18 protein-coding genes and 2 pseudogenes are annotated in these 23,805 nt (G+C 69.9%); 10 read left to right on the top strand and 10 right to left on the bottom strand.

The genetic code is table 11. The annotated features are described in order from the left end of the window. The first annotated feature begins 23 nt into the window (after positions 1-23). The 3 genes from ACULK2_RS04415 to ACULK2_RS04405 all read left to right on the top strand — a co-directional run bounded on the left by ACULK2_RS04415 (position 24) and on the right by ACULK2_RS04405 (position 3,254). Positions 24-668: a TetR/AcrR family transcriptional regulator gene (locus ACULK2_RS04415; RefSeq protein WP_445968782.1), complete on the top strand. Its 645-nt coding sequence runs from the start codon at positions 24-26 to the stop codon at positions 666-668. 159 nt (positions 669-827) lie between these two features. Further along, positions 828-2,510: an esterase/lipase family protein gene (locus ACULK2_RS04410; protein WP_445968783.1), complete on the top strand. Its 1,683-nt coding sequence runs from the start codon at positions 828-830 to the stop codon at positions 2,508-2,510. Between the two features lie 72 nt (positions 2,511-2,582). Then, positions 2,583-3,254, top strand: coding sequence for a class I SAM-dependent methyltransferase (locus tag ACULK2_RS04405; RefSeq protein ID WP_445968784.1), 672 nt, complete (start codon positions 2,583-2,585; stop codon positions 3,252-3,254). Positions 3,255-3,344: 90 nt separating this feature from the next. Here ACULK2_RS04405 and ACULK2_RS04400 read toward each other — a convergent pair whose 3' ends face one another. From ACULK2_RS04400 to ACULK2_RS04390, 3 genes are all read right to left on the bottom strand, one after another. Beyond that, a complete protein-coding gene (locus tag ACULK2_RS04400) occupies positions 3,345-4,283 on the bottom strand; it encodes a hypothetical protein (RefSeq protein WP_445968785.1) in 939 nt (312 codons plus the stop codon). A gap of 134 nt (positions 4,284-4,417) precedes the next feature. Continuing rightward, positions 4,418-4,894: a cupin domain-containing protein gene (locus ACULK2_RS04395; protein ID WP_445968786.1), complete on the bottom strand. Its 477-nt coding sequence runs from the start codon at positions 4,892-4,894 to the stop codon at positions 4,418-4,420. Between the two features lie 186 nt (positions 4,895-5,080). Beyond that, complete coding sequence (locus ACULK2_RS04390) at positions 5,081-5,860, bottom strand: helix-turn-helix transcriptional regulator (RefSeq protein ID WP_445968787.1); 780 nt, start codon at positions 5,858-5,860, stop codon at positions 5,081-5,083. 123 nt (positions 5,861-5,983) lie between these two features. Here ACULK2_RS04390 and ACULK2_RS04385 point away from each other — a divergent pair, with 123 nt between their 5' ends. Further along, a complete protein-coding gene (locus ACULK2_RS04385; RefSeq protein ID WP_445968788.1) occupies positions 5,984-6,676 on the top strand; it encodes a hypothetical protein in 693 nt (230 codons plus the stop codon). Between the two features lie 56 nt (positions 6,677-6,732). Here ACULK2_RS04385 and ACULK2_RS04380 read toward each other — a convergent pair whose 3' ends face one another. Beyond that, entirely contained in the window at positions 6,733-8,817 is a 2,085-nt protein-coding gene (locus ACULK2_RS04380) for a bifunctional lysylphosphatidylglycerol flippase/synthetase MprF (RefSeq protein WP_445968789.1), read from the bottom strand. Between the two features lie 103 nt (positions 8,818-8,920). Between ACULK2_RS04380 and ACULK2_RS04375 the strand changes: the two genes are divergently transcribed. Beyond that, positions 8,921-9,745: a CPBP family intramembrane glutamic endopeptidase gene (locus ACULK2_RS04375; RefSeq protein WP_445968790.1), complete on the top strand. Its 825-nt coding sequence runs from the start codon at positions 8,921-8,923 to the stop codon at positions 9,743-9,745. 164 nt (positions 9,746-9,909) lie between these two features. Beyond that, the gene (locus ACULK2_RS04370; RefSeq protein WP_501044963.1) at positions 9,910-10,404 is read left to right on the top strand and encodes a TetR/AcrR family transcriptional regulator; all 495 of its coding nucleotides are present in this window, start codon (positions 9,910-9,912) and stop codon (positions 10,402-10,404) included. 256 nt (positions 10,405-10,660) lie between these two features. Here the strand turns inward: ACULK2_RS04370 and ACULK2_RS04365 are convergent. From ACULK2_RS04365 to ACULK2_RS04345, 5 genes and pseudogenes are all read right to left on the bottom strand, one after another. Further along, a pseudogene (locus ACULK2_RS04365) lies at positions 10,661-10,708 on the bottom strand (hypothetical protein); the annotation flags it as partial. A 226-nt stretch (positions 10,709-10,934) separates the two neighbouring features. Continuing rightward, positions 10,935-13,892, bottom strand: a complete 2,958-nt coding sequence (locus ACULK2_RS04360) for a carbohydrate binding domain-containing protein (protein ID WP_501044962.1) — start codon at positions 13,890-13,892, stop codon at positions 10,935-10,937. 52 nt (positions 13,893-13,944) lie between these two features. Then, positions 13,945-14,841: an ROK family protein gene (locus ACULK2_RS04355; protein ID WP_501044961.1), complete on the bottom strand. Its 897-nt coding sequence runs from the start codon at positions 14,839-14,841 to the stop codon at positions 13,945-13,947. A 5-nt stretch (positions 14,842-14,846) separates the two neighbouring features. After that, a complete protein-coding gene (locus tag ACULK2_RS04350) occupies positions 14,847-17,432 on the bottom strand; it encodes a glycoside hydrolase family 2 protein (RefSeq protein WP_445968794.1) in 2,586 nt (861 codons plus the stop codon). 155 nt (positions 17,433-17,587) lie between these two features. Continuing rightward, positions 17,588-18,439 (bottom strand): LacI family DNA-binding transcriptional regulator, encoded by an 852-nt coding sequence (locus ACULK2_RS04345; RefSeq protein WP_445968795.1) that lies wholly within the window; start codon positions 18,437-18,439, stop codon positions 17,588-17,590. A gap of 189 nt (positions 18,440-18,628) precedes the next feature. Between ACULK2_RS04345 and ACULK2_RS04340 the strand changes: the two genes are divergently transcribed. The 4 genes from ACULK2_RS04340 (at position 18,629) to ACULK2_RS04325 (ending at position 23,115) form a co-directional block, all read left to right on the top strand. Continuing rightward, the gene (locus tag ACULK2_RS04340; RefSeq protein ID WP_501044960.1) at positions 18,629-19,765 is read left to right on the top strand and encodes an ROK family protein; all 1,137 of its coding nucleotides are present in this window, start codon (positions 18,629-18,631) and stop codon (positions 19,763-19,765) included. Between the two features lie 185 nt (positions 19,766-19,950). Then, complete coding sequence (locus ACULK2_RS04335) at positions 19,951-21,246, top strand: ABC transporter substrate-binding protein (RefSeq protein WP_445968797.1); 1,296 nt, start codon at positions 19,951-19,953, stop codon at positions 21,244-21,246. 70 nt (positions 21,247-21,316) lie between these two features. After that, complete coding sequence (locus ACULK2_RS04330; protein WP_445968798.1) at positions 21,317-22,294, top strand: carbohydrate ABC transporter permease; 978 nt, start codon at positions 21,317-21,319, stop codon at positions 22,292-22,294. After that, positions 22,294-23,115: a carbohydrate ABC transporter permease gene (locus ACULK2_RS04325; protein ID WP_445968799.1), complete on the top strand. Its 822-nt coding sequence runs from the start codon at positions 22,294-22,296 to the stop codon at positions 23,113-23,115. Before ACULK2_RS04330 ends, ACULK2_RS04325 begins: the two co-directional genes overlap by 1 nt. Positions 23,116-23,175: 60 nt before the next feature. On the opposite strand, the pseudogene ACULK2_RS04320 reads toward ACULK2_RS04325, so the two are convergent. After that, a pseudogene (locus ACULK2_RS04320) lies at positions 23,176-23,787 on the bottom strand (AAA family ATPase); the annotation flags it as partial. Positions 23,788-23,805 lie beyond the last annotated feature (18 nt).

Genomic DNA, 23,805 nt, shown 5'->3' with positions numbered 1-23,805 from the left:
ATTGATCACCGTACAATAGCTGCATGGGACGAACCGCCGGACAACGCGCAGGCCTCACCCGTGAACACGTCACGGATGCCGCCATGGCGCTGCTGCGCGAGGACGGGCTCGAGGCCGTGTCGATGCGACGCGTCGCCGACCGGCTCGGCGTCGCGCCGAACAGCCTGTACGCGCACGTGGCCGACAAGGCCGCCCTCGTCGACGAACTCATCGACGCGATGCTCGGCCGCGTGGCGACGCCGACCGACGACGGATGGCGCGCACGCATCGAGCGCGTCATGCGCGACAGTCGCCGCGAACTGCTCGCGCATCCCGACCTCGTGCCGTTCGCGCTGGTGCGTCAGTCGGTCGGGCCCAACGCGCTGCGGCTCGGCGAGGTGACGCTCGGCGCGCTCCGCGAGGCGGGCCTCGACGGGCCGGCGGCGGTCACGGGCCTGCAGGTGCTCCTCGTGCACACGATCGGGTCGGCGGCGTTCGAGACCGGTCGCGCTCAGGACCCCGCACCCGCGGCACGGCGGGAGCGCGGGCGCGAGCGCGCGGCGGGATTCGGGGGCCTGACCGAGGAGCTCAGCGATCCCATCTCGCGCTGGAGCGGCGACGAGATCTTCGAGCGCGGGCTCGCGTGGCTGCTCGACGGCCTCGTCAGGGATGCCGCGCCCCGGACCTGAGGAGGGGCGGCGACCTGAGGAGACGGCGTGCAGGGACGCGCACCGTCCCGCCTCCAGCATTCGCACCCGTTCTGGGTACACGCCGACGCTCGACGCGGTTTCGCATCAGGAGCATGATGACCCTCGAGACGACCGCGTCATCGGGGGGAGGCGATGGTCATGTCGAGCGACGACGCGTCCGCGGCCGGATCGGCCGGCACCGCGGCATCCGGTGGGCTCTTCATCTTCGTGCCGGGCCTGCCGGTGCGCCGGCGCGGCCGACCCGGATGGGTGCCGCTCATCGAGCGGTTGCGCGACGACCTCCCGGCCGGATGGCGCGTCGAGGTGTTCGAGCACGACGTGCACGCGACCTCCCGCAGGAACCCCGACGAGGTCGTACGGCACCTCGCGGCGCAGATCCGCGACTGGACCGGGGAGCTCTCGACCGGCGTCGAGGCACCGGCCGAGATCATCCTCGTCGGGCACAGCTTCGGCGGCGTGCTCGCTCGCGCGGCGTTCCTGCACGACGCCGGCACGGTGGACGACCCCCGACACCCCTGGACGCGGCTGGTGCGACGCCTCGTGCTGCTCGGCAGCCCGAACGCCGGTTTCCGCCTCGACGCGCCGGGCACGCCGGCGGCGTGGCGCCTGGCCTATGCGCTCGCGACGCCGTTCTTCGACTTCACCATCGAGCGGGTGCAGTCCGGCGGATACTGGATCACCGACCTCCGGCTCCGCTGGCTCGACGCCTTCCGGCGGCTCGACCCGAAGCCGAAGGTCATCCAGGTGCTCGGCACGTCGGACTGGCTCGTGACGCAGGAGGACATCCTCGACCACCGGTTCATGCCGAACACGACGGTCTACGAGATCCCGGGCGCCGACCATCCGGGCCTGATCGCCATCGACGACGCTCCGTCGCCGGCGCGACGGTACGAGCAGCTGAAGACCGCGATCCTCGGGCGGCCCGACGAACAAGCCGCGCCCGGGACGACGCCCGTGCACGCGCCGACCGCGTTCATCCTGCACGGCATCCGCGCCTCGGCGCTGGGGACATGGGTCTCGGACCTCGCCACGGCGTACCGCGACGCCGCGGGGTCGGATCAGGTGGAGGTGGTGAGCCCCGACACCGGGTACTTCACCGCGATGGAGTTCGCACTGCCGGGCACGCGCCGCCGCAAGGTGCACGAGTTCCTCAAGCTCTACGGCGACGCGTACGCCGGTCGCGACCCCGACCTGTTCGTGTTCGCCGGACACTCCAACGGCACCTACATGATGGCCCGGGCGCTCGATCAGGTGCCGTCGATGCGATTCCGGCGCATCTTCCTCGCCGGCACGGTGCTGCCGCGCCGGTTCGACTGGCAGCGGCGACTCGACGAGCGACAGGTCGGGTCGTGGAACCCGGATCGCACGTGGACCCCCGGCGTCGTCCGCAGCGACCGCGCGACGCGCGACGTGCCGGTCGGCATCCTGTGCTCGTGGCTGCGGGGGCTCGGCAGCGCGGATGTCGGCACCGCCGGCGTCAGCGGATTCGAGAACGTCTCGAGCGTGAGCATCGACCAGTCGCGGCTGTTCACGGGCGGGCATGGTGCCGCGCTGGAGAACGCCGATCAGCTGGCGGACATCGCGGCCTACCTCGCCGCGCAGCCCACGCGCGCGGTCGAGGAACGCACGGTCTCGACCTTCTTCGAGCGAACCAGCCGCGCGGTCGGCCAAGGGGTCCTCGCGTGGGGCGTGATCGCCGGCGTGGGCGTGCTCGCGGGCCGCGGCCTGATCGCGATCGGCCGAGCTCGCGGCACGGGCGCCGCGATCGGCACGGGCGTGGCCGGCGCCGCCGGCGTGTGGACGCTGCTGCGCTCCATCTGAGCGCCGGGCCCCGATGCGTCCGAGGCGCGTGGTGGTCGGCCTACGCTGGCGGAGGAGCGAGAGGAGGCGCCGATGTCCGGTCACCGGCACGACGAGCATGAGACGGATGCCGTGGCGGACGCGACCGCCGTCGACACCTTCGAACCGTCGGCCTGGGAGGATCGCTACTCGGGAGACGAGTCGGTCTGGAGCGGCAGGCCCAATGCGCAGCTCGTGGCCGAGGCATCCGCCCTCACCCCAGGCACCGCGCTCGACGTCGGCTGCGGCGAGGGCGGCGACGTGATCTGGCTGGCACAGCACGGATGGCGCGTGACCGGCGCCGACTTCTCGGCCAACGGCCTCGCCCGCGCGGCCCGGCACGCCGAGGCGGCGGGCGTCGCCGATCGCACCGACTGGTGGCAGGTGGACGCCCGCAGCTTCGACGCCGGCGGCCGCACGTTCGACCTCGTGACCACGCACTTCCTGCATCCGCCCGACCACGGCATGGTCGACGTCGTCCGTCGGCTCGTCGGCGCGGTCGCGCCCGGCGGGCACCTGCTCGTCGTCGGCCACGCGCCGTCCGAGGCCTTCACGCACCTCTCGGCGAGCCACCGCGACGCGATGTTCCTCGCCGAGGACCTGCTGCCCGCCCTGCCCGACGACGTCGAGGCGCTCGTCGTCGAGCAGCGCCCGCGCACGATGACGCGCGACGGCGAGACCATGGAGGTGCACGACTCGACGCTGCTCGCGCGCCGGGCGCGCTGAGCGCGCTGGGCGCGACTGGGCGCGACTGGGCGCGACTGGGCGCGACTGGGCGACGGTACGACGGTGCGCTGCGCACCGGCTGCTCCGGCGCTACGGCATCTCCCAGCCCGGCGGCGGCGTGGTTCCTCCGGTGCCGTAGGGGTCGCAGTCGGGCTGGCAGGCGCGAATCATCTCCTCGCTGAGTCCGAGTTCGATCGGGGGAACCGTGCGCCAGTCCGGCGGGAAGATGTCCGGGGATTCGGGCTCAGCAGCAGCAGCAGCGCGGGCCGCGGCCTCGATCGCAGCGGCGTTCGCGGTCGCGTGCGACGATTCGACCTCGGATGCCGCGGCGAGCCACGTCGGCAGTGCCGCAAGTCCGCCCGACCCTTCCTCCCCCGCCAGCACCTCGTCGCGCGCAGTGCGCAGCGTCGCGAGGACGTCGGCCGGCGCCATCCCGGACGCCGCGATCACCTTCTCGGTGCGGGGACCGACCTCGGCGAGGAACGCGGCGACGGCGCGGCGCGCGGCCTCGCACGCCGCGTGCCGTTCGACCGCAGCGGCGCGCGCGTTCTCCGCCGCATCGCCGACGGAGGCCCGCAGTTCCGTCAGGTCGCCGACCTGGGCGATGAGCGCATCGCGCCCGGCTGCGTCCGCCGCGCGGACGAGGACGACGCTCTCCGTCACCGCGGCCCGATCACCGTCGGACGCGGGAACTGCGCGGGTGACGGCGGCGGTACCCATCGCGACGGCCGTCGCGGAGAAGCGAGCGGATGCCTCGACGGCCGGCTGCAGCATGCCCGTCTCCGCACGGACGCACTCGTCGGAGGCGGCCGCCGCGGCGCGATCCGCCTCGGTGCGCTCGGTCACGACGTCGATCTCGCCGGTGATCCGGTCGGACTCCGCGGTGAGTTCCTCGCGCGCCTCGGCGTCGAGCACGGCGGCGCGGCTGGTGACCGCGGCGGCGGCGAACGCCATCGAGACGACGAGCAGCACGGCGATGCCGATGGGTCGTCGACGGATGCCGGTCAGGACGGCACCGAGGGCGTGCATGCATCGTCTCCTTCTGCGCCCGCATCCACGCAGCGCGGACTCACGCTATCGGACGAACGATCGCCGGCGGATGACGAAACGGACACGAATCGCCCGCACACCTCGAGCGCGCCGACTGGGCGGGAGGATCGGAATCAGGCGTGCTCGTCGGGCTCCGTGGTCTGCGGCTGGACGCTCCACGACGGCGGCTCGTCGGCGCCCGACTCCTCGTCGCGCTCCGCGTCGGCGCGTCGCTGCTGGACGATGCCGGACGCGTGATGCACCGGCGCGTAGATCGTGTAGAGCCGCAGCGGCTCGTCGCCGGTGTTCTCGACGTCGTGCCAGGTGCCCGCCGGCACCTGGATGCTCCAGCCGTCCGCGACGTCCTGCTCGAAGGTGAGCTCGTCCTGCGACGGTCCCATGCGCACCCGGCCCCGCCCGGCATCCAGCCGCAGGAACTGGTCGGTCTCCGGGTGCGCCTCGAGACCGATCGACTCGCCCACGGGGATCGCCATCAGCGTGACCTGCAGGTACGTGCCGGTCCACGCGACGACGCGATACGCGGTGTTCTCGGTCGTGGCCCGCTCGATGTCGAACGCGTTCGGTCGTGGCCCGTTGTCGGTGACGTCCATGGCACTCCCCAATGCTCGAAACGGAACGTCCGGTCAGCGTAGCGAGCGAGCGGGTGCGCGCTCGGGACGATCGTCACGCGCCCTGCAGGTGCTGGGCCGTTCGGACGAGTGGACGGAATCGGCGGCCCGGGCGGCTCCTCAGTGTCGCGCCCGGCCGCCGTCTGGCATGCACGCGAGCACGGACCGTCACACGAGGATCGGTGCCGACGCTCCCCCGCTCGCCTCGGCGGCGTGCGCGGCCCGCCAGCGCACCGCGATGAGGGTGCGGCTGTCGCACTCGAGCGCGGCGAACAGGTCGCCGACGTGCTTGCGCACCGTGCGCTCGGTGAGTCCGAGCCGAGCGCCGATCTGGGCGTTCGTCAGGCCGAGCTCGACGAGTGCCGCGACCTGACGCTGACGTGGCGTGAGCCGCGCGGGCGCGGCATCCGTCACCGTCGCGCTGGCCTGCAGCGACTCGATCGCGGCGCGGAACATGACCGCGGCGGCGAGCGCGGCGCGGAACTGCTCGAGGGCGACGAGCTCGTCATCGGTGAAGTCGGTGCGGTCGCGCCAGAGCGAGAGCAGCACCATCCGCTCCGTGGTCAGCTCGAGGGGCAGCCCGACCTGGAAGCGCGAGCCGCGCGGATGCAGCAACCGCTCGTAGACCTCGCTGTGCTGGAACCGGTCGAGGTCGACGACGTCGGTGAGCCTCGATGCTCGGGGCGGGCCGCCGACGAGGTGCGCGAAGTACGGGTGCGTGCCGATGAGCCGTCGCCACTCGGCGTCCTCCTCCGCGGTGATCGGACTGGCACCGCGCAGGGCGACCTCGGCGGCGACATCGTTCCCGAGCGACATCATCGACACGCTCAGCACGGTCGCACCGATGTGGCGGTCGAGGAGGGCGAGCGCCTCCGGGAGGACCTCGGCACCCTCCGCGGCGGCGCGGGCGAGACTGATGACGTCGGCTTGGAATCGAACCCCCACCATGCGCCAAGTATGCGCGCCGGCGTCCACGATCCCCATCAGGGAATGCACCGAGATCGCCCGTGTCGTGCGCCGGTGGCGGAAGCGCCACTGTAGGCCGCCCACCGGCATGGGTACCGTTCGGCCATGTCCCGCATCGAGATCCGGACGGCACTGCTCGCCGCGGCCGGCTGCCTGCTGCTCGCGACCACCGCGTGCGCGCCCTCCGGCACGGCCGACGCCGAGCCCACGGTCGAGACGCCGCAATCGGCCTCGCCCTCCCCCGACGCCACGAAAGGCGCCGATGCCGCCGCACCGGCGACGATCGACGGTGGCTTCGAGTTCGCCGACGGCACCACGATCGGCATGCTGGCCGCGCCATGGACCACCACCGACTTGGTGGACGGTGCGCTGTTCCATCAACTCCCGGACACGCCGGGCGTGCAGGTCGACGACGCCGTGTGGGCCGACGTGATCGTCTACGTGCCCGATGCGGCATACGGTGCCGACTCGACCGAGCCGGAGGCGGTGCCCGCCGATCCGGTGGCCTGGACGCTCTCGCATCCCGACCTCGAGATCCTGGACCAGCGGGAGATCACCGTCGATGGCGTGACGGCGACGCAGATCGACGCACAAGCGATCAACGAGACGAACTGGCTCGCCGTCGAGGGCACGCCGTTCGGCTGGGGTGGCGCCGAACGCGTCGTGCTGATCCCGCTGGCCGAGTCCTGGCTGGTGGTGCGCGGCGGCACCTTCGATCCGGATGTCTCCTTCGCCGAGGATCTTCCGCCGGGCGACGCGCTCAGCGTGCTGCTCGACTCGGTCTCCGTGGCCGGCTGAGGCCGGGGGCCCGAGGGAGTGGCGGCGCGAGCGCCCTGCGGCCGGATCGGGCGCGTTCAGTCGCCGCCGGGCCGCCGCACCAGCTCGAGTCCTGCTCCGGCGAACTGGCGCGCGGTGGCGTCGGGCAGGAACGCCCGGGTGAGCGCGGCGCCGATGCGGGCGAGGTCGGCCTCGTCGCGATACAGCAGGTACAGCTGCTCGTAGCGCGGGTTGAACTTGCCCTTGAAGCGGTGCAGCGACTGGAAGCCGTACACCGGCTCGAGCGCGCGCGACAGCAGCTCCGAGAGCTCCGCGAGCCTGCCCGCGTCGGGCGGGTAGTCGTGGGTCAGCGGCGCTCCGGACAGCGACATGATCGTCGCGCCCTCATCGGCGAAGCGCTGCGCCGACGAGCCGATCAGGAACTCCATGACCGGCCCGAAACCGCCGTCGCGGCGGCGCATGAGGTCGAGCGTCCACCCGCGGATGCCGGCGTCGCCGTAGACCGGCAGCCACGAGAGGAACCCGTCGACGTCTCCCCTCGGCGAGATCGCGATCGCCAGCCGCACCTCGGGATCGGCCGCCTCGTCGAGCGTGCCGAGGGTGAAGCCCATCTCTGGGAGGTCCTTGTCGCCCACCCACTGGTCGCTGATCGCACGAAGCTGTGCCCTCACGCCCCAGCTCTCGTCGGCGAGCCGGGACAGGCGGAACTCCATCCCCTCGCGGTCCGCCCGGTTCAGCGAGGTGCGCACCGCGGCCCACCGCTTCCCCGTGAACGCGAGCCCCTCCAGATCCACGATGGTGTCGTCGGCGACGACGAGGCTGCGCCATCCGTCGGGAACGGCGGCGCGGGTCGCCTCGCCCGAGCTGAAGAAGCAGGGAACGAGCCCCGCTCGCTCGGCCATGTCGATGAACTCGGTCACCGAGTCGCCGCGCGAGGCCTCGGGACCGAGCGGGTCGGCCAGGACGAGGGCGACGCCGGCGCGGCGCTGGTAGGCGACGATCCCGGCCGAGGTCCGGGCGTACTGCAGGTGCGACCAGGTGGTCATCCACGACAGCGTGCCGCCGCCGTGCGTGCGGAGGGCCTGCGTGACGTCGGCGCGCGTCGGCGCGGGCGGGGCGCCGAGCTCGGGCCTGCGCTTCGCCGCGAACGCGCCGCGGACCGCGATCAGGTACACGGCCATCAACAGCCAGAGCACGCCGGTCGCGATCGCGACGCTGGGATCACCGCCGAGCGAAGCCTCGACTTCCGCGCTGCCGAGCACGGGCAGAAGGACGACCGCGATCGCCAAGGATGTCATCACGTTGAGCAGGCTCCAGATGAGCGTCAGCACCCACGCCCAGCGTCGACCGCGCACGAGGGCGTTCGACACGATCAGGACGACCGCGACGTCGAGCGCCACGTCGAGCAGCGAGCCGCCCGCCGGCTCGGTTCGTCCGAGCGGGCCGAAGGTGGGTGCGAGGTTCGTCAGGAGCAGGATCGCGCCGAGCGCGAGGCTCGCGATGCCGGCGATGATCCGTTGTTCGTGCACGGTCGTTCGCTGGACGCTCAGGGACCGGTCGACGACGAGCACGAGGGCCACCGCGAAGGCGTGCTCGAGGTCGGCCAGGCTTCCCCAGAAGAGCAGCGTTACGGCGCTGAACGCGATGAGCACGAGCCACGCACGCACCCGCCAGGGCTGCACGAACAGGCCGACCGCCGCGGCGATGCACGCCATCGTGCCTCCCGACGGTCCGACGTCGACCATCGTCGCCTCGAGCTGCGCCCACGGCCAGGGAAGCAGTGCCGCCGCCCAGAGGAACAGGGCGCTTGCGAGGATGGCGAACACCTGCCCGATCCAGAAGTACCCGAGCGCGACCCGCGTGCCGCGACGGAGCTCCAGGAACGCCATGCCGGCGAAGCTCGCGATCGCGAACACGTAGACGACCGGGTGGTCGGCGAAGAACGTCCCGGTGATCGGGGTCCAGAACCTCCCCTCCGTGAAGGCGGGGAGCCCGTAGGCGACGGACTCGAAGAGCGGATGATCGACGAACGGCGACCAGAGCGCTCCGGTCGCGACGCCCGCGACGAGGATCGCGGCGACCGTTGCGATGGTCGCGGGCGCCCGCCGCACGACCGCGGCGAATCGCCGCGGCGCTCTCGATCCGGTCGCCTGCGCCGCCATGGACTCCCCCCGGGTCGTACGCGTGCCACCGACACTAGCGGGCACGGACCGTATAGAGTCGCGCCGGGGGCGTCGGCGGTGACCGGCCCCCGAAGGGGGAACCGTGACCGCGACCACTGAACCGCGCCTGAAGGTCCGACCGCGCATCTGGATCGGGCTGGTCATCTGGCTCGCCTACGTCGTGCTGGTGTTCGCGATCCAGATCGCGAGCGGCATCCCCTACGACACCTGGGGCGAGAGCGCGGGGAACCTCTTCTTCGGGGGCGGCGTCTCGCTCATCATCGCGACCGTCCTGCTCGCCGTCACGACCACCCTGCTCGGATGGTGGCGGCCGGCGCTGTTCGACCGGGCTCGGAGCCGGCACCGCTGGCCGATCTTCATCCCGATCCTCGCCGCGATCGCGGGCGTGATGAACCTCGCGGGCACCGACTGGTCGGCGTACAGCGGCGCGTTCTTCGCGGCATCCCTCGCCCTGCTGCTCGTCGGCTTCACCGAGGAGATCGTGAACCGCGGCCTGCTGCTCGTCGGCCTGCGCAGTCGCCTCTCCGAAGGCTGGGTCTGGTTCATCACGTCGGCCCTCTTCGCGATGATGCACTTCGTCAACATCGTGCTCGGCTCTCCGGTCGCGGCCACCCTGACCCAGGTGTTCTCCGCGTTCCTCGGCGGCACGATCTTCTACATCCTGCGCCGCACGACGGGCTCGCTGATCTGGGCGATGCTCCTGCACGGCTTCTGGGACTTCTCCGTGTTCGCCGCCGGCGTCGGCCAGCCCGGCGCCATCGTCTCCGTTGCGACCGTGTTCTACCTCGGCACCGGGGTACTGGCCCTCGCCTGCGTCATCTTCGTCATCCGCGGGGCGAACGAGCGGCTGGATGCTTCGGCACCCGCCGACAGCACGGCAGCGGATGCCGCGGAGCCGACCCGGTAGCTCGCGCGCCACCCGCACCGCGTGCGGTGATGACGACGGAGGGTGATCCGGCACGGATGCCACGCACCCGACGACGCCGTCTCGCATCGGTCGGCTCGATCAGCGTGCGATGTCGCGGTGACGCGAACCTCTGGATCGCGACATCCGGATACAGCGCAACGAGCGTGCGCGCCATCGCCCGGAGTGCCGACGTCGACCCTGCCCTGATCGCGCACCACTTCGGATCGAAGCAGGAGCTCTTCCTCGCCGCGCACGAGATCCCCGAGGACCCGCTCTTCCTCGTGGGCGAGGCCCTCGCGGCGGCGCCGCAGGACCGCGGCGAGGTGCTCGCCCGCACGTTCCTGCAGCGCTTCATCGGCGGCCCGAACGGGACCGGCATCTCGCTCATCCGCTCGGCGTCCGCCGACGAGGCGGCGGCGGCACTCCTCCGCGACGCGATCGGTCGCGCGCTCCTGGCGCACGCGACGGCGCTCGCCGGGGACGACGACGACGCGCCCGTCCGCGTGGCCCTCGCGAGCGCCCTCATGGTGGGCGTCGCGTTCCACACCCGGATCCTCCGGGTCGACGCCCTCGAACCGCTCCACGTGGACGAGCTCGCCGCCCGGCTCGGGCCGGCGCTGCAGGCGGTACTCGACGGGGCCCGCAGCCCCCGCCGCTGACGAGCGCACCGCCGCACGCGACGAGTCCCGGAATCCGGCCCTCGAGGCAGCCGCATTCCGGGACTCGTCGGGGGGGGCGGTGGCCCCGCGGGCTACGCGGCGTCGGCCAGCGACACCGTCGCGTTCGGCACGGATGCCACGACGAACGCGCCGTCGGCGGCATCCACCCGCACCGCCTCGCCGTCGCCGAGCGCACGCTGACGAAGAGGTCGCTGATTCGGTCGTCGATCTCGCGCTGGATCAGGCGACGCAGCGGACGCGCACCGTACTCGGGCTCGTAGCCGCGCTCCGCGAGGAGCGCCACCGCGGCATCCGTCACCTCGAGGCCGACCTCGCAGGCTCGACGGCCGACCGCATTCGCTCGGGTGGGAAGGTGGACTGGAAGATCGTACCGATGCGTGGCATGCCCTCAACCCGCCATCACCCTCACCCCTCAACGCCAGACGAGGATGCCGCGGAGCGGCGTGGCACGAGAGTGCGGGCGCCCCCGGGAGGGGTGCCCGCACTTCGCGGTGGTGGTGCTGCCCGCGTCAGGGCAGCGTCGTCATGAGGTTGTCGACGAGGAGCGTGCCTGTTCCCCCGCCTCCGAGATAGAACGAGTGTTCGCTCACCTGCGTGAGGTCGAGCTCACCCTCGCCCGCCCAACTCGGCGGTGCGAAGTCGGCGAAGGGAATCGCCACGTGCTGCCACCCCTGCGACTCGATCGGCACCGACGCCTCCCAGTAGGACCCGTTGGCGACGAACTGCACCGAGAGGGTGTCTCCGGGCGTGCCCGACATCTCGAACTCGATACCGTCGTAGCCCCACCAGCTCTGCGTGCCGCCGAGTGAGCGGATCACCCCGGCGTATCCCGGACCGTCGAGGTCGTATGAGAACGACGCCGCCGCCGAACCTGCCGACGCACCTTCGATCAGCGTCGCGACCACCGGGCCGCCCCCGCCATTCGGAACGTACTCTGCCGCGAGTGCCGCATCATCCGCGTACGACTCGAAGTCGTCGAGGACCAGTGCGTCCGTGGGCAGCGTCGCAGTGGTGAACTCTGCGGGCGCAGGCGTCCCCTCGGTCGCGCCGAAGCCGTTGACGGCTTCCACGCGCCAGAAGTACGTCGTACTCGGCTCGAGTTCGATGTCGGGTCGGTACGCGGTGCCCACGACGGGCGCCGACTCCATCAGGATGTCGGTGAACGCGGCATCGGCGGCGACCGCGACCCGGTAGAACGCAGCATCCGCAGCGCCGTTCCATCGCAGGTTCGGTGTCGAGGTGACACCGGTAGCGCCGTCGACCGGCTCCGTCAGGGTGAACGCGCCCGGCGCGGTCGGCAGCGGGAGGTTCGGCGAGTAGAGGCGCATCTCGCCGACCTGCGGCGTCCACGGCTGTCCCGTGTTCGGCCACGAAACGCGGATGAGGTCGATGCCCTCGAGGCCGCGGGCAGTGTAGTCGAACCGGCGCCAGTTGCCGTCGCCGCCCGCGATCGTCGGCTCGATCACCGACCACGCGGACCCGTCCGCCGAGCCCTCGATGATCAACTCGTCGACCGGCTCGTCGGGCCAGTACCACGCGACCAGGTCGAACCCGCTGATGTCGTCCCAGCGCCACACGAGCTCCGCGGCCTCCGAGCTGTCGCGCTTGGCCCGGCCGGTATCGCCGCCGAACTGGCCCGGATTGCCTGCATCGATCGAGATCGGCCCGCCGGACGAGTCGACCAGCGCCAGATCGTCAATGGGGTCGACGAGTGCCGCACGCTCCGGCTGACCGACGAGCGTCGCGCGGTCGATCTCCACGTCGGGGTCCGTCCAGGTCACGCGCACGAGATCGCCGGCGAGTTCGTCGGCGACGAGCCGCAGCACCCCCTTCTCGCGCACGGTACCCACTGCCGCAGGCACCCAGGTTTCGCCGTCAGCGCTCGAGAGGATCTCGACGTGCTTCGGCTTACCATCCGCCAACGCAATCTCCGCACGGCGCAGTCCATCGACCGACCATGTCAGCGACGGAGCCGACCCGTTGGCGACGGCACGGGTGCCATCGGTACCCGGGTCGAGTCGAACCTGCTCGGCGCCCTCGACAAGGCCGAGCGACTCGAGCGGGTCGACCACGACCGTGCGACCTGCTCCGACCTCGACCGGGTCGGACGCGGGACCGCGCTCTCCGTCAGGCTTGACGGGCGTCACGCGATAGCGCACGGCGTCGGCTGCAGTCGGGTCGAGCAGCGGCGAATCCTCGGCGGGTACCTCGCCGACGAGCTCCCAGATCTTCCCCTTCTCGTCGACCGAACGCTCGACGCGGTACGTCGCGGCGCCGGCGACGCCGCGCCATCCGACGCGGTTGATGCCCGCCGTCGGCACGACCTCCGTGATGAGCGGCTGGCCGAGCGGCACCTCTCCCTCCGTCAGGCCGAGCGCTGCGGAGTAGCCGCGGATCGCAGCAGTCTGCTCGCGCATCTTGTCGGTCGTCCCTGGGTAATGGAGCGTGAAGCCGTCGTCGTGCGGCACGAATCCGCCGCGGTCGTTGTGCCCGAAGAGCGACCAGAAGAAGGTGCCGCCGACGGCCGGATCGTCCACGAGCGGCTCGAGCAGCGCGTCGGAGGCGGAGTTCGAGCCGTACTCCCCCGCGATGTACACCTTCCCCGCTGCCGCAACGGTTGCCGCATGCGACTGTATGCGCTCCACGGTGGGCGGATAGTAGTGCACGTCGACGATGTCGAGTTCGGCTGCCTCGAGCGTGTCCGGGTCGATGTCGAACCGCCGCCCGGCGGCCACCAGCTGGTCAGGTGCCAGCGACTTGAGGTGGTCGACTCGGTCGTTGATCCATCCGAGCGTCATGTTCTCGAGCTCGTTGCCGAGTTCCCAGGCCATGATCGTGGGGTCCTCCACGTACGGAACGCCGGTGATGCTGTTCGTGCGCCCCACCACGCGCTCGATGTATGCGTCGAAGGCGGCGATAGCCTCGGGGTCGCTGTAGAAGTCGTTCGGTTCCAGGCCCAACGGCGTCGTGAAGTCTCGGTGACCGCCGTGGTAGTACGACCACTCGTCGGTGAGCGGGAGGACGAAGCGGATGCCGAGGGTCCCGGCGTACGCGATGGCGAAGTCGATCGTGTGGAACGCGTCGTCGTTGTACTCCCCGAGGGCGGGCATGATCGCGAGCGGGTTCTCGCCGTCCTGGCCCGTCGACGTCATCATGTGTGACCGGATGACGTTGACCCCGAGCTCCGCCGCCGTGTCCAGCGCATTCGCGATGCGGAAGTAGGTCGGGTAGTCGACGCCGCCGACGTTCTCGTCAAGGCCCAGCCAGTACGCGTTCGCGCCGCTGATGCGCAACCGCTCACCGCCGAGCATGAGGCTCGTGCCCTCCCGCGTGACGAACTCGTGGTTCATCGAACTCCATTCTGCGTGCGGCGGCTCGGCCGCCGCAGGTGCCGCGGCGACCAGGGTGGTCGCGATCGCAGCGATTGCGAGCACTCCCAGCGCTCGCCCGAATCCATGCTGTCTCATACGTGGTCTCCTTCGTCCAACGTGCTCTGCAGTGCGTTCCGGCGTGCGCCGGTCAGGCGGTTCGTCGTCCCCCGGGCCGCCTCCTCTCCACGTCGGAGGCGACGGCAAGCGCCCCGAGTGCGCCGGCTCGGTCGCCCAGTCCCGGGGCGACGACGAACCCGGGTCGTGCAGGCGGCCTCCCGTCGAGTGCGTGCCCGAGTGCACGGTGGAGGTGGCGTTCCGCGGCGGCGCGAATGCCGGGGAGCTTCAGGATGCCTCCGCCGAGCACGATGCGATCAGGTGCGTAGCAGAAGCTCGTCGCGGCGAGCACCTCGCCGATGTACCAGGCCGCCATCTCGATCGCCTGCGCGCGAGCATCGCCGAGTTCGGTCGGCGTACGGCCCCAGCGTGCGGCGATCGCCGGGCCCGCCGCAAGCCCTTCGGCGCAGTCGCCGTGGAAGGGGCAGTTGCCCGCGAACGGGTCTTCTGGGTGGCGTCGCACGATCAAGTGGCCGAGCTCGGGATGCGCCGCGCCTGCCGGACGGGAGTCGACGACGATACCGGCGCCGACTCCGGTTCCGACGGTCACGTAGACGACGGTGCGGTCGCCGTCGGCGGCACCCCATCGGCTCTCGGCCAACGCCGCACCGGTCACATCGCTCACGATCCCCACTGGCGCCGACGCGCCGAGCAGTTCGCGCAGGTCTGTGCCGCTCCATGACGGCTTCGTCGTCGCCTGAATCGTGCCGAAGGTGACGGATGCCGGGTCGAGGTCGACTGGCCCGAATGCGGCGAGCCCGATCGCGTCGATCTGCCCAAACGCGTTCCAGGCCTCGAGTTGCCTGCGCAGCTGCCGTCCCGTGGTCTCGGGAGTGGAAGTGGGGATCTGCCGCTGCTCGAGTACACCCTCAGGCGAGGCGTCCGCGGCGAGCAGCGCGACGATCTTCGTGCCGCCCGTCTCGATGCCCACGAGCATCAGCCGCGCACCCGATCGTTTGCGGCGCGCAGAGCTCCGCGAACGGACGCGGCGGCAGGCAGTGAGTCGATCGGCGTCCCGTCGCGTCGGGTCAGGCGGAAGACCGTCTCCTCGCCGGGCAGCAGGGTCACGAGCATGCGATCGACGATGAGCTCGCGCGCGTCGGCACCGACCGCTTCGGCGAGGCGATCCGCGAACACGCACGTCTCTCCCACGAACGTCTCGGCACGCACGGTGATTGCGAGCGCTCCGCGATCGAGTGCCGATTCGACTGCGAATCGGGCCGTGGGCACGGAACTGGCGCGGTCGGGGACGAACCTCCACGCAGAACGGACGCCGTCGACGTCGGCGACGACGAGCTCGGCCGCCGGGTCGACGGCGAGGCCGAGCTCGTCGGGAAGCGCGATTCGCGCCGTCGTGTCCGGAGCGGCCTCGAGCGTGACGGTGGCCTCGGCGAGCACCTCCCCGGCGAAGGTCATCCGCCGCACACGGGCGACCGGCGCCCACCCGTCGATCCCGTCGTTCACGATGACGAGCTCGAGGCCTTCGGGACCGGTGGGATCGTTCGGACCACCCGGGTTTCGCGGCTGCAATGTCGCCAGGCGCTCGGCGAACGAGTGCCGCAGTGCGTAGTACAGCGGCTTCTCGATACCGTCGGCGTCGACCGCCGACCAGCTGAGCCCCGGCCAGCAGTCATTGAGCTGCCACACGATGACTCCGGCACAACGTTCCCTGCTTCGCAGCCACTCGGTGCCAGCGGCCTCGGCCCGAGCCTGGACGAGTTGCGTCTGGAAGAGCCAGTCGTCTGGATCGTCCGGCACGGGGAAATACGGCTGCAATCCGCGAGCGAGCTTGTGCATGCCCTCCGCTGCGCGCATGTGGTGCACGACGCCCGGGTTGTCGGGCAACAATGCGCCGTCGGGCACGACGCGCCGCAGCGTGTGGTGGGCGGGCGGCGCGCACCAGCCCATCTCCGACACGAACGCGGGGTCGTGGTCGCGATAGTGGGTGTAGTCGAGGTCGTTCCACACGTCCCACAGGTGCACGGGGCCCGAGCGCTCGTCGTTCGACGGAACGTCGAGGGAGCCGGACCAAGGGCTGTTGGGGAGGTAGGGCCGCGTCGGGTCGAGCTCGGCGATGACCTCAGGAAGCAACCCGGTGTAGTAGCCGCCACCCCAGGTGCGGTCGCCGAGGAGGTCGCCCCACCCCCAGTCCGTACGACCCCAGGTGCATTCGTTGCCGCCGCACCAGACAGCGACGGACGGATGCCACGCCAGACGCTCCACGGCCTGCTCGGCCTCGATGCGGATGAGCTGGCGCATCTCGTCGGATTCGTCGTACGCGGCGCACGCGAAGGGGAAGTCCTGCCAGACGAGGAGCCCGCGCTCGTCGCATCCGTCGAGGAACTCCTCGGTCGCGAAGTAGCCGCCGCCCCAGACGCGCAGGAGGTTCGCGGCGCCCGCGACGGCTTGGTCCAGGCGCGCCGCGAGCCGCCGAGGACTGACCTCGGCGATGAACGGGTCATCGGGAATCCAGTTGTAGCCGCGGATGCGGACGCGCTGACCGTTCACCAAGAGGTGCCAACGATCGCCCACACGTTCATCACGGGGCGTCTCGATCGCGACCGAGCGGATGCCGAGCGAATGCTCCCGCGTGTCGAGGGCTACGCCATCGCGTTCGAGTCGCACCCGCAAGGAGTAACGGTGCTGCGCACCGAGACCGACCGGCCACCACAGCTGCGGCGAATCGACGTCGACCTTGCACTCCGCGGCGCCGGCTGCTCCGGCAGCGCCCTCGGCTTGCGCGACCACGCGCCCCTCTGGGTCACGGAGTTCGACGTGCACGGTCGCGGACCGACCGGATCCGAACGCATCCTCGATCTCAGCGTGGACGCGAACGGTCGCATGCCCATGTCCTTCGTCCAGCTCGACCAGCGGCCGCACGTGCGCCAGCCGACCCTGCCACTGCTCGATACGGATGGACTTCCAGATGCCCGCAGTCACGTACTGCGGGCCCCAGTCCCAGCCGAAGTTGCAGGCGCTCTTGCGCACGTATGGGTACGGCGCGTCGTACGGACTCGGCAGGGGTCCCACGGCTTGTTCACGCTCCAGCGCAGCATCCCAAGCGGAGGTGAAACGGACTTCGATGCGATTGGTGCCATCCTCGAGCAGCCCGTCGACAGGCCAGCGATATCCGATGTGCTGGTCCGTCGTGTCGGCGATGACGGTTCCGTTCAACGAGACACGGGCGAACGTGTCGAGTCCGTCTGCTACCAGATCGATCCTTCGGCCATCGGTCGACGAGCCTGCATCCCATTGGAACTCGCGCGAGTACTCCCATTCCGAGCGGCCGATCCAGCGCTGCTCGAGCTCACCGAGTCCGACGTCCAGATCGCCGATCAGGCCCGCAGCCTGCAAGTCGGTGTGGACCTGACCGGGAACCGTCGCAGGTAGCTCGACATCGGTCGCCCATTCGGGCGTGTCGACTGGGCCAGCGACGCGGCGAAGGGTCCACTCGCCGTCGAGCGGGAGGGTGGCGAGAGCGGTAACGGCCACTGGCCGAGCTGCCGGTTCGGTCACGGACATGACGGAGTTGCTCCTCGTCGTGGTGCAGGCGGGGGCGGCCGGAGCGGATGGCTACGGCGGCGGATGAGGCGATGGCCTCGCTCGTTCCTTGCGAACGAGCACCAGCATGCACAGGCTGGGGAGCCAGTGTCAAGTACTTTGATTAGTAATTTATTTTAGATCGGTGCGGTGGTCCCACGCTCCACGAGTGTCGCGTGCGACGCATCCCTCGCCTCCGGAACGCCGCCACGGAGTACGTTCAGAACAGCACGCGCCGCGAGTTCCCCGACCCGCTGCACATCGTGACTCATCGCCGAAAGCGGCGGCTGCGCCAGCTGGCTGAGCGAAGAGTCGTCCCAGGCCAGGATCGACAGCTCGTCCGGCACACGGACGCCGAGGCGGCCGGCCTCGGTGAGCGCGCCGAGCGCCATGAGGTCGTTGTCGAAGACGATCGCCGTGGGCGGCTGCTCCGACGTGAGGAGCTGCCGGGTCGCCTCCTCTCCCGACACCTCGGAGTAGTCGCCGACGACTTGCTGGGCCGCGACATCGCGCGCGAGGCACTCTCGCTCGAACGAGTCACTCCGTATTCGCGAGTGCGACATGCGCGTCGGCCCCGAAACGTGCGCCAGGTGCCGATGCCCGAGCTCCACCAAGTAGGCGACCGCCTCGCGCATCGCCGCATCGTCGTTGGTCCACACCGTGTCCAGTCCGCCGCCGGAGTCCGCGTCGGAGATGGCGACCGCAGGCAGGCCGAGTTCGCGCACGCGCTCGATCCTCGGGTCGTCGTCGCCGAGATCCACGAGCAGCACTGCACGCACGACGCGGTCTCTCGCCCAGCGCTCGTAGCACTCGATCTCCGCTTCGATGGTGGGCAGCACGTGCAGGAGGACGGGGATGCCCAGCGGCAGGAGCACTCGCTCCACCCCCGCGACGAATTCGTGGTAGTAGGGCTCCTCGCCCAGGAACTCCGTCGCCCTCGCCAGTACCATGCCGACGGGCAGCGGCCCGGAATCCTCGCTCGATCGCATCTGCTCTCCCCGCTACCGCGCCGCGGCAGCCTCGCTCCGACGTGAACTAACCTACTTGCACGCCCGGAGGTCGCGTCGACGCAACCGGGTCCGGAGGAGCAGATGGCACGTCGCGAAGCCACCACGAGCGGCCCAGGTTCGCGCGCGCTCGTGGTGGACCTGATACGTTCCGCAGGGCCCATCAGCCGCGTGGAACTCACCGAGGCGACCGGCCTGACCCAACCGTCGATCTCGAATATCGTCCGCCGCCTGCTCGATGAAGGCGTCATTCGCGAAACTGGGACGACGGTCTCGACACGGGGGAAACCCCGCTCACTACTCGCCATCAACTCCCGCGCGACGTTCGGAATCGGCATGCAGTTCGGCGCCGAGGGCATTGTGTGCGTGGCCACCGACACCCGCGGCGGGGTGTTCGGGCGCGAGCGCGTCACCGACATCGACCCGTCCGACGCCGACGGCGTCGTCGCGCGCATCGCCACCCTGTACCGCGAGTTCACCCGGGGCCTCGGCCTCGATGAGTCCGCGATCGCCGGCCTGGCTGTGGTCACCCCCGGTCCGATAGATCCGGCGACGGGCGCGATCCTCGGTCCGCCCAGCCTGCGGGGATGGCACGACTTCAGACTTCGCGACGCCATACGGCGGTCAGTGCCGGTTCCCGTGCTGGTCGACAACGACGCCGCCGCGAGTGCGGTCGGCGAGTACTGGAGCCGGCAGATCTCGCGGGACACCACGTTCGCAGGCCTCTACATGGGGACCGGTATCGGCGCGGGCATGGTGTTCAACGGGGCACTCTTCCGGGGCGCGAGTTCCAACACGGGCGAGCTCGGTCACATCACCGTCGAACCCGGCGGCCGAGCATGTTTCTGCGGCAATAGCGGATGCCTCGAGCGGTACGCGTCGCCGTCCGCCATCGTGGCGAGCGCGCGTGCCGACCCGGGCGTCGCCGTCGACCTCGTCCTCGACGGCGACGACTCACGCGCCTTCGACGAACTCGCCATGGCTGCCATCCGCGGGCACGAACGTGCACACGCACTCATCACGGAGTCGGCCGATCGTATCGCCTCCGCCACGCTCACCTTCGCCAACCTGCTCGACGTCGAGCACATCGTGTTGGCGGGGCCGGGGTTCGCCATCGCCGGATCCATCTATGCGGCCGCGATCCGCGAGTCGCTATCGGCACGCGCGTTCGCCCGTGCACTTCATCCGATCACGGTCGAACTCTCGGCGAACCCGCGCGATTCCGCCGCGGTGGGCGCTGCTGCGCTCGTCCTCCAGGGCAGCGTCACCCCGGGTTACGGCCCCGGCGCGACGGGCGACGGCATCTGAGTCGGCGCGGAGCGACCAACGATCCGCGCCACACGCCAGCGATGTTCCGACTCTTCATCCCAAGTGCATAAATTAATTATCTAAGTCTTGACACGGGAGCCGGTGAACCCGCACGCTTGTCACTGCGAGCGGCCGAGTGGCCGCGCAAGAGAACACGTCAACGACGACAGAAGGAGCACACTCCCATGGCACCGAGGCACCTGCTCGCCGGCGCGGCCGTCGCCGCCCTCCTCACCGGCTGCGCGGCCGGCGGAGGGACCAACGTCACCGCCGACGAAGGTGAGATCACGGGCGAGATCACCGTGCTCACCAACCGCACCGACTTGGTCGACACCGTCTTCCAGGACTATGCCGCCGAGTTCACCGCCGAGTACCCGGGCACGAGCGTCAAGTTCGAGGCGATCACCGACTACGAGGGCGAAGTCACCACCCGCATGAGCTCGACGGAGTACGGCGACGTGCTCCTCATCCCGAACACCGTGACGCGCGACCAACTGCCGCAATTCTTCGAGCCCCTCGGCGACGAGAGCGAGCTCTCAGGCGAGTACCGATTCACGCAGGAACAGGCCTTCGAGGGACAGGTGTACGGCCTCTCGCTCGGCGGTGTGGCCGAGGGCGTGGTCTACAACAAGCGCATCTGGGAGGAGGCGGGCGTCACCGAGGCACCGACGACGCCGGACGAATTCCTCGCCGCGCTGGAGGCGGTGAAGGGCAACGGTTCCATCCCGTTCTACACGAACTACAAGGATGGCTGGCCGCTCAGCATCTGGAACAGCCAGCGCGCGATCCTCGCCGACCCGTCTGCGGCGACCATCGTCGTCGAGTCGGACGCACCGTGGAGCGAGGGTGAGATCCAGTACATCACCGACGGCCTGCTGTACGACATCGTGGCCGCCGGGCTGAACGAGGAAGACCCGCTGACGACGAACTGGGAGGAGTCGAAGACGCTCCTTGGCACCGGCGAGGTTTCGGCGATGCTCCTCGGCTCGTGGTCGATCGGGCAGATGCAGGCGGCCGCTGAAGATGCCGGGGCGAGCGCCGACGACATCGGGTTCCTGCCGTTCCCCTACCAGACCGACGGCTCATTCCACGCGCAGGCCGGCGGCGACTACAAGGCGGGCATCAATGTCAACTCCGACAACAAGGCGACCGCGAGGGCGTGGATCGATTGGTTCATCGCAGAGTCCGGGTTCGCGCAGAGCCAGGGAATGATCCCCGCCGACCTGGACGGTGAGTTCCCCCCTGCACTCCAGGACTTCATCGACTCGGGCGTCGAGCTGGTCACGCTCGACCCGGCTCCGGACGACATGGCGACTGCCGAGGAGGACGTCATGGCGGCCTCCGAGATCGACCTGCGCGGGCAGATCTACCGCCAGCAGCTCGTCGATGTCGCGCGCGGCGCGGCCGACGGCGACAAGGAGTCATTCTTCGACGAACTGAACGCGCGATGGTCGGACGCGCGCGACGAGGTGCTCGGCTGACCACCGACTGCAACTGATCGTCGCTCCTCGGTTCGCCCCACGAGCCGGAACCCGTCCGGGAGGAATACCCATGAGCATCACCACGACACCCGACTCGGGTTCCGCCGTGCACCACGGCGAACCGTCACCTCCGGTGGGCGGGGCTGCGCAGGCAGGCCTGCCCACCGGGCGGAAGCCTCGACGGCTCCTCGCCGCCGTGCGACCTTGGCCCTACCTCCTCGCCGCCCTCGCCCTGCTGATCACATTCACGTACGTACCGGTCGCGAACATGATCTGGTACAGCTTCACGAAGTGGGACGGTCTCGACCCGGTGAAGGAGTGGGTCGGCACGGACAATTACGTGCGCGTCTTCACCGACCCGAAGTACTGGCAGGTCTTCGTCGTGAGCCTGTACTACTTCGTCGCGTCGTTCATCCAGATCGGGCTCGCGTTGTATTTCGCGACCATCCTGTCGTTCCGCACGAGATTCAGGAACTTCTTCAAGGGCATCCTCTTCTTCCCGTACCTCCTGAACGGCGTAGCTGTCGGCTTCGTCTTCCTCTATCTCTTCCAGCCGGGCGGCACGCTCGACAGCCTGCTCGCGATATTCGGGCTGCAGGACCTCTCGCGCCACTGGATAGGAGACCCGGACGTTGCCAACGTCTCGCTGGCCGCCACAAGCGTCTGGAGATTCATGGGACTGAACTTCGTGCTGTTCCTCGGCGCGATCCAGTCCATACCCGGTGAGCTCTACGAGGCCGCCGAGCTCGACGGAGCGAACCGCTGGCAGCAGTTCCGGTTCATCATCGCGCCCGGTATCAAGCGCATCATCAGCCTCTCGTTCATCTTGGCTGTCGCCGGCAGCCTGTCGGTCTTCGAGATCCCGTTCATCATGACCGGCGGCGCGAACGGCACCTCGACCTTCGTCATACAGACCGTGCAGAGCGCCTTCCAGTTCCGGCAGGTCGGTCTGGCATCAGCGATGGCGGTCGTGCTACTGGTGATCGTCCTCGTGATCACCTGGATCCAACGTCGGGTCGTACCCGACGAGAAGGTGAGCCTCTCCTGATGCGCGCCATCGCCGCAACCGGCAAGTACTCATCCTTGGTCGTCGCGTCGCTCGTCGCGCTCGTGCCGCTCGTCGTCGTACTCTTCGCGGCGTTCAAGTCACGCGAGGAGTACTCGACCACCAGCCCGCTGACACCGCCGGCCAACTGGCTGAACCTCGAGAACTTCATCACCGCGTTCACCGCGGGCGACATGCTCCGCGGGTTCGCGAACACGTCCTTCATCCTGCTGTTCTCGGTCGCCGGGACAATCGTCATCGGCACGATGGTCGCGTACGCACTCGACCGGTTCGAGTTCCGCGGCAAGCGCGTCGTGTTCGGACTGTTCCTCCTCGCGACGCTCGTGCCGGGGGTCACGACCCAGGTCGCCACCTTCCAGGTCGTCACGGCGCTGCACCTCTACAACACGCCGTGGTCGGCGATCATCCTCTACATGGGGACCGACATCATCTCGATCTACATCTTCGTTCAGTTCATGCAGTCAATCCCGAAGTCACTCGACGAAGCGGCGCTGGTCGACGGCGCGAGCAGATTCACGATCTACCGGCGCATCATCCTCCCCCTGCTCACACCGGCGATCGCGACAGTCGTGATCATCAAGGGCATCGCCATCTACAACGAGTTCTACATCCCGTTCCTCTACATGCCGTCGCGTGATCTCGGGGTCATATCGACCGCGCTGTTCCGCTTCAAGGGACCCTTCGGCGCGTACTGGGAGGTGATCGCGGCCGGCACGATGATCGTCATCATCCCGACGATCATCATCTTCCTCATCCTGCAGAGGTGGATCTACAACGGGGTGACCGCTGGTGCGACGAAGTGAGCGCACCACCCGCAGCCGACTCCACGCCTGACACCGTGCCGCGTCGAGTCCGGGCCGTGGTTACGCCGCCTCGGCCAGGTCGACCGTCGCGTTGGGCACGGATGCCACGACGAACTCGCCGTCGGCGGCATCCACTCGCACCGCCTCGCCGTCGCCGAGCGCTCCGGTGACGAAGAGGTCGGCGATGCGGTCGTCGATCTCGCGCTGGATCAGGCGACGCAGCGGACGGGCACCGTACTCGGGCTCGTAGCCGCGCTCCGCGAGGAGCGCCACCGCGGCATCCGTCACCTCGAAGCCGATCTCGCGAGCGGCCAGGCGAGCGGATGTCGCACCCAGCATGAGCCGCACGATCTCAGCGATCTCCGAAGACGAGAGCTTCTGGAACAGCACGATCTCGTCGACGCGGTTCAGGAACTCCGGCCGCATGCCCTCTCGCACCTTGCCCATCACGCGAGCCTTCACGTCGTCGGCAGACGCGAACCCCGAGCCATCCGCCGACGCCACGAAGCCGAGGGCCCCCGACCGCGACGCGAGGAACTCCGAACCGAGGTTCGAGGTCATGATGACCACCGTGTTGCGGAAGTCGACGGTGCGACCCTGTCCGTCGGTGAGGCGTCCGTCGTCGAGCACCTGCAGCAGCAGGTTGAACACGTCGGGGTGCGCCTTCTCGACAATTTCCTGAGACTCATC

Source organism: Agromyces molybdatiresistens (assembly GCF_052748445.2).
Note: the sequence above shows the minus strand (reverse complement) of the source record. Positions and strands in the feature narration are given on the sequence as shown.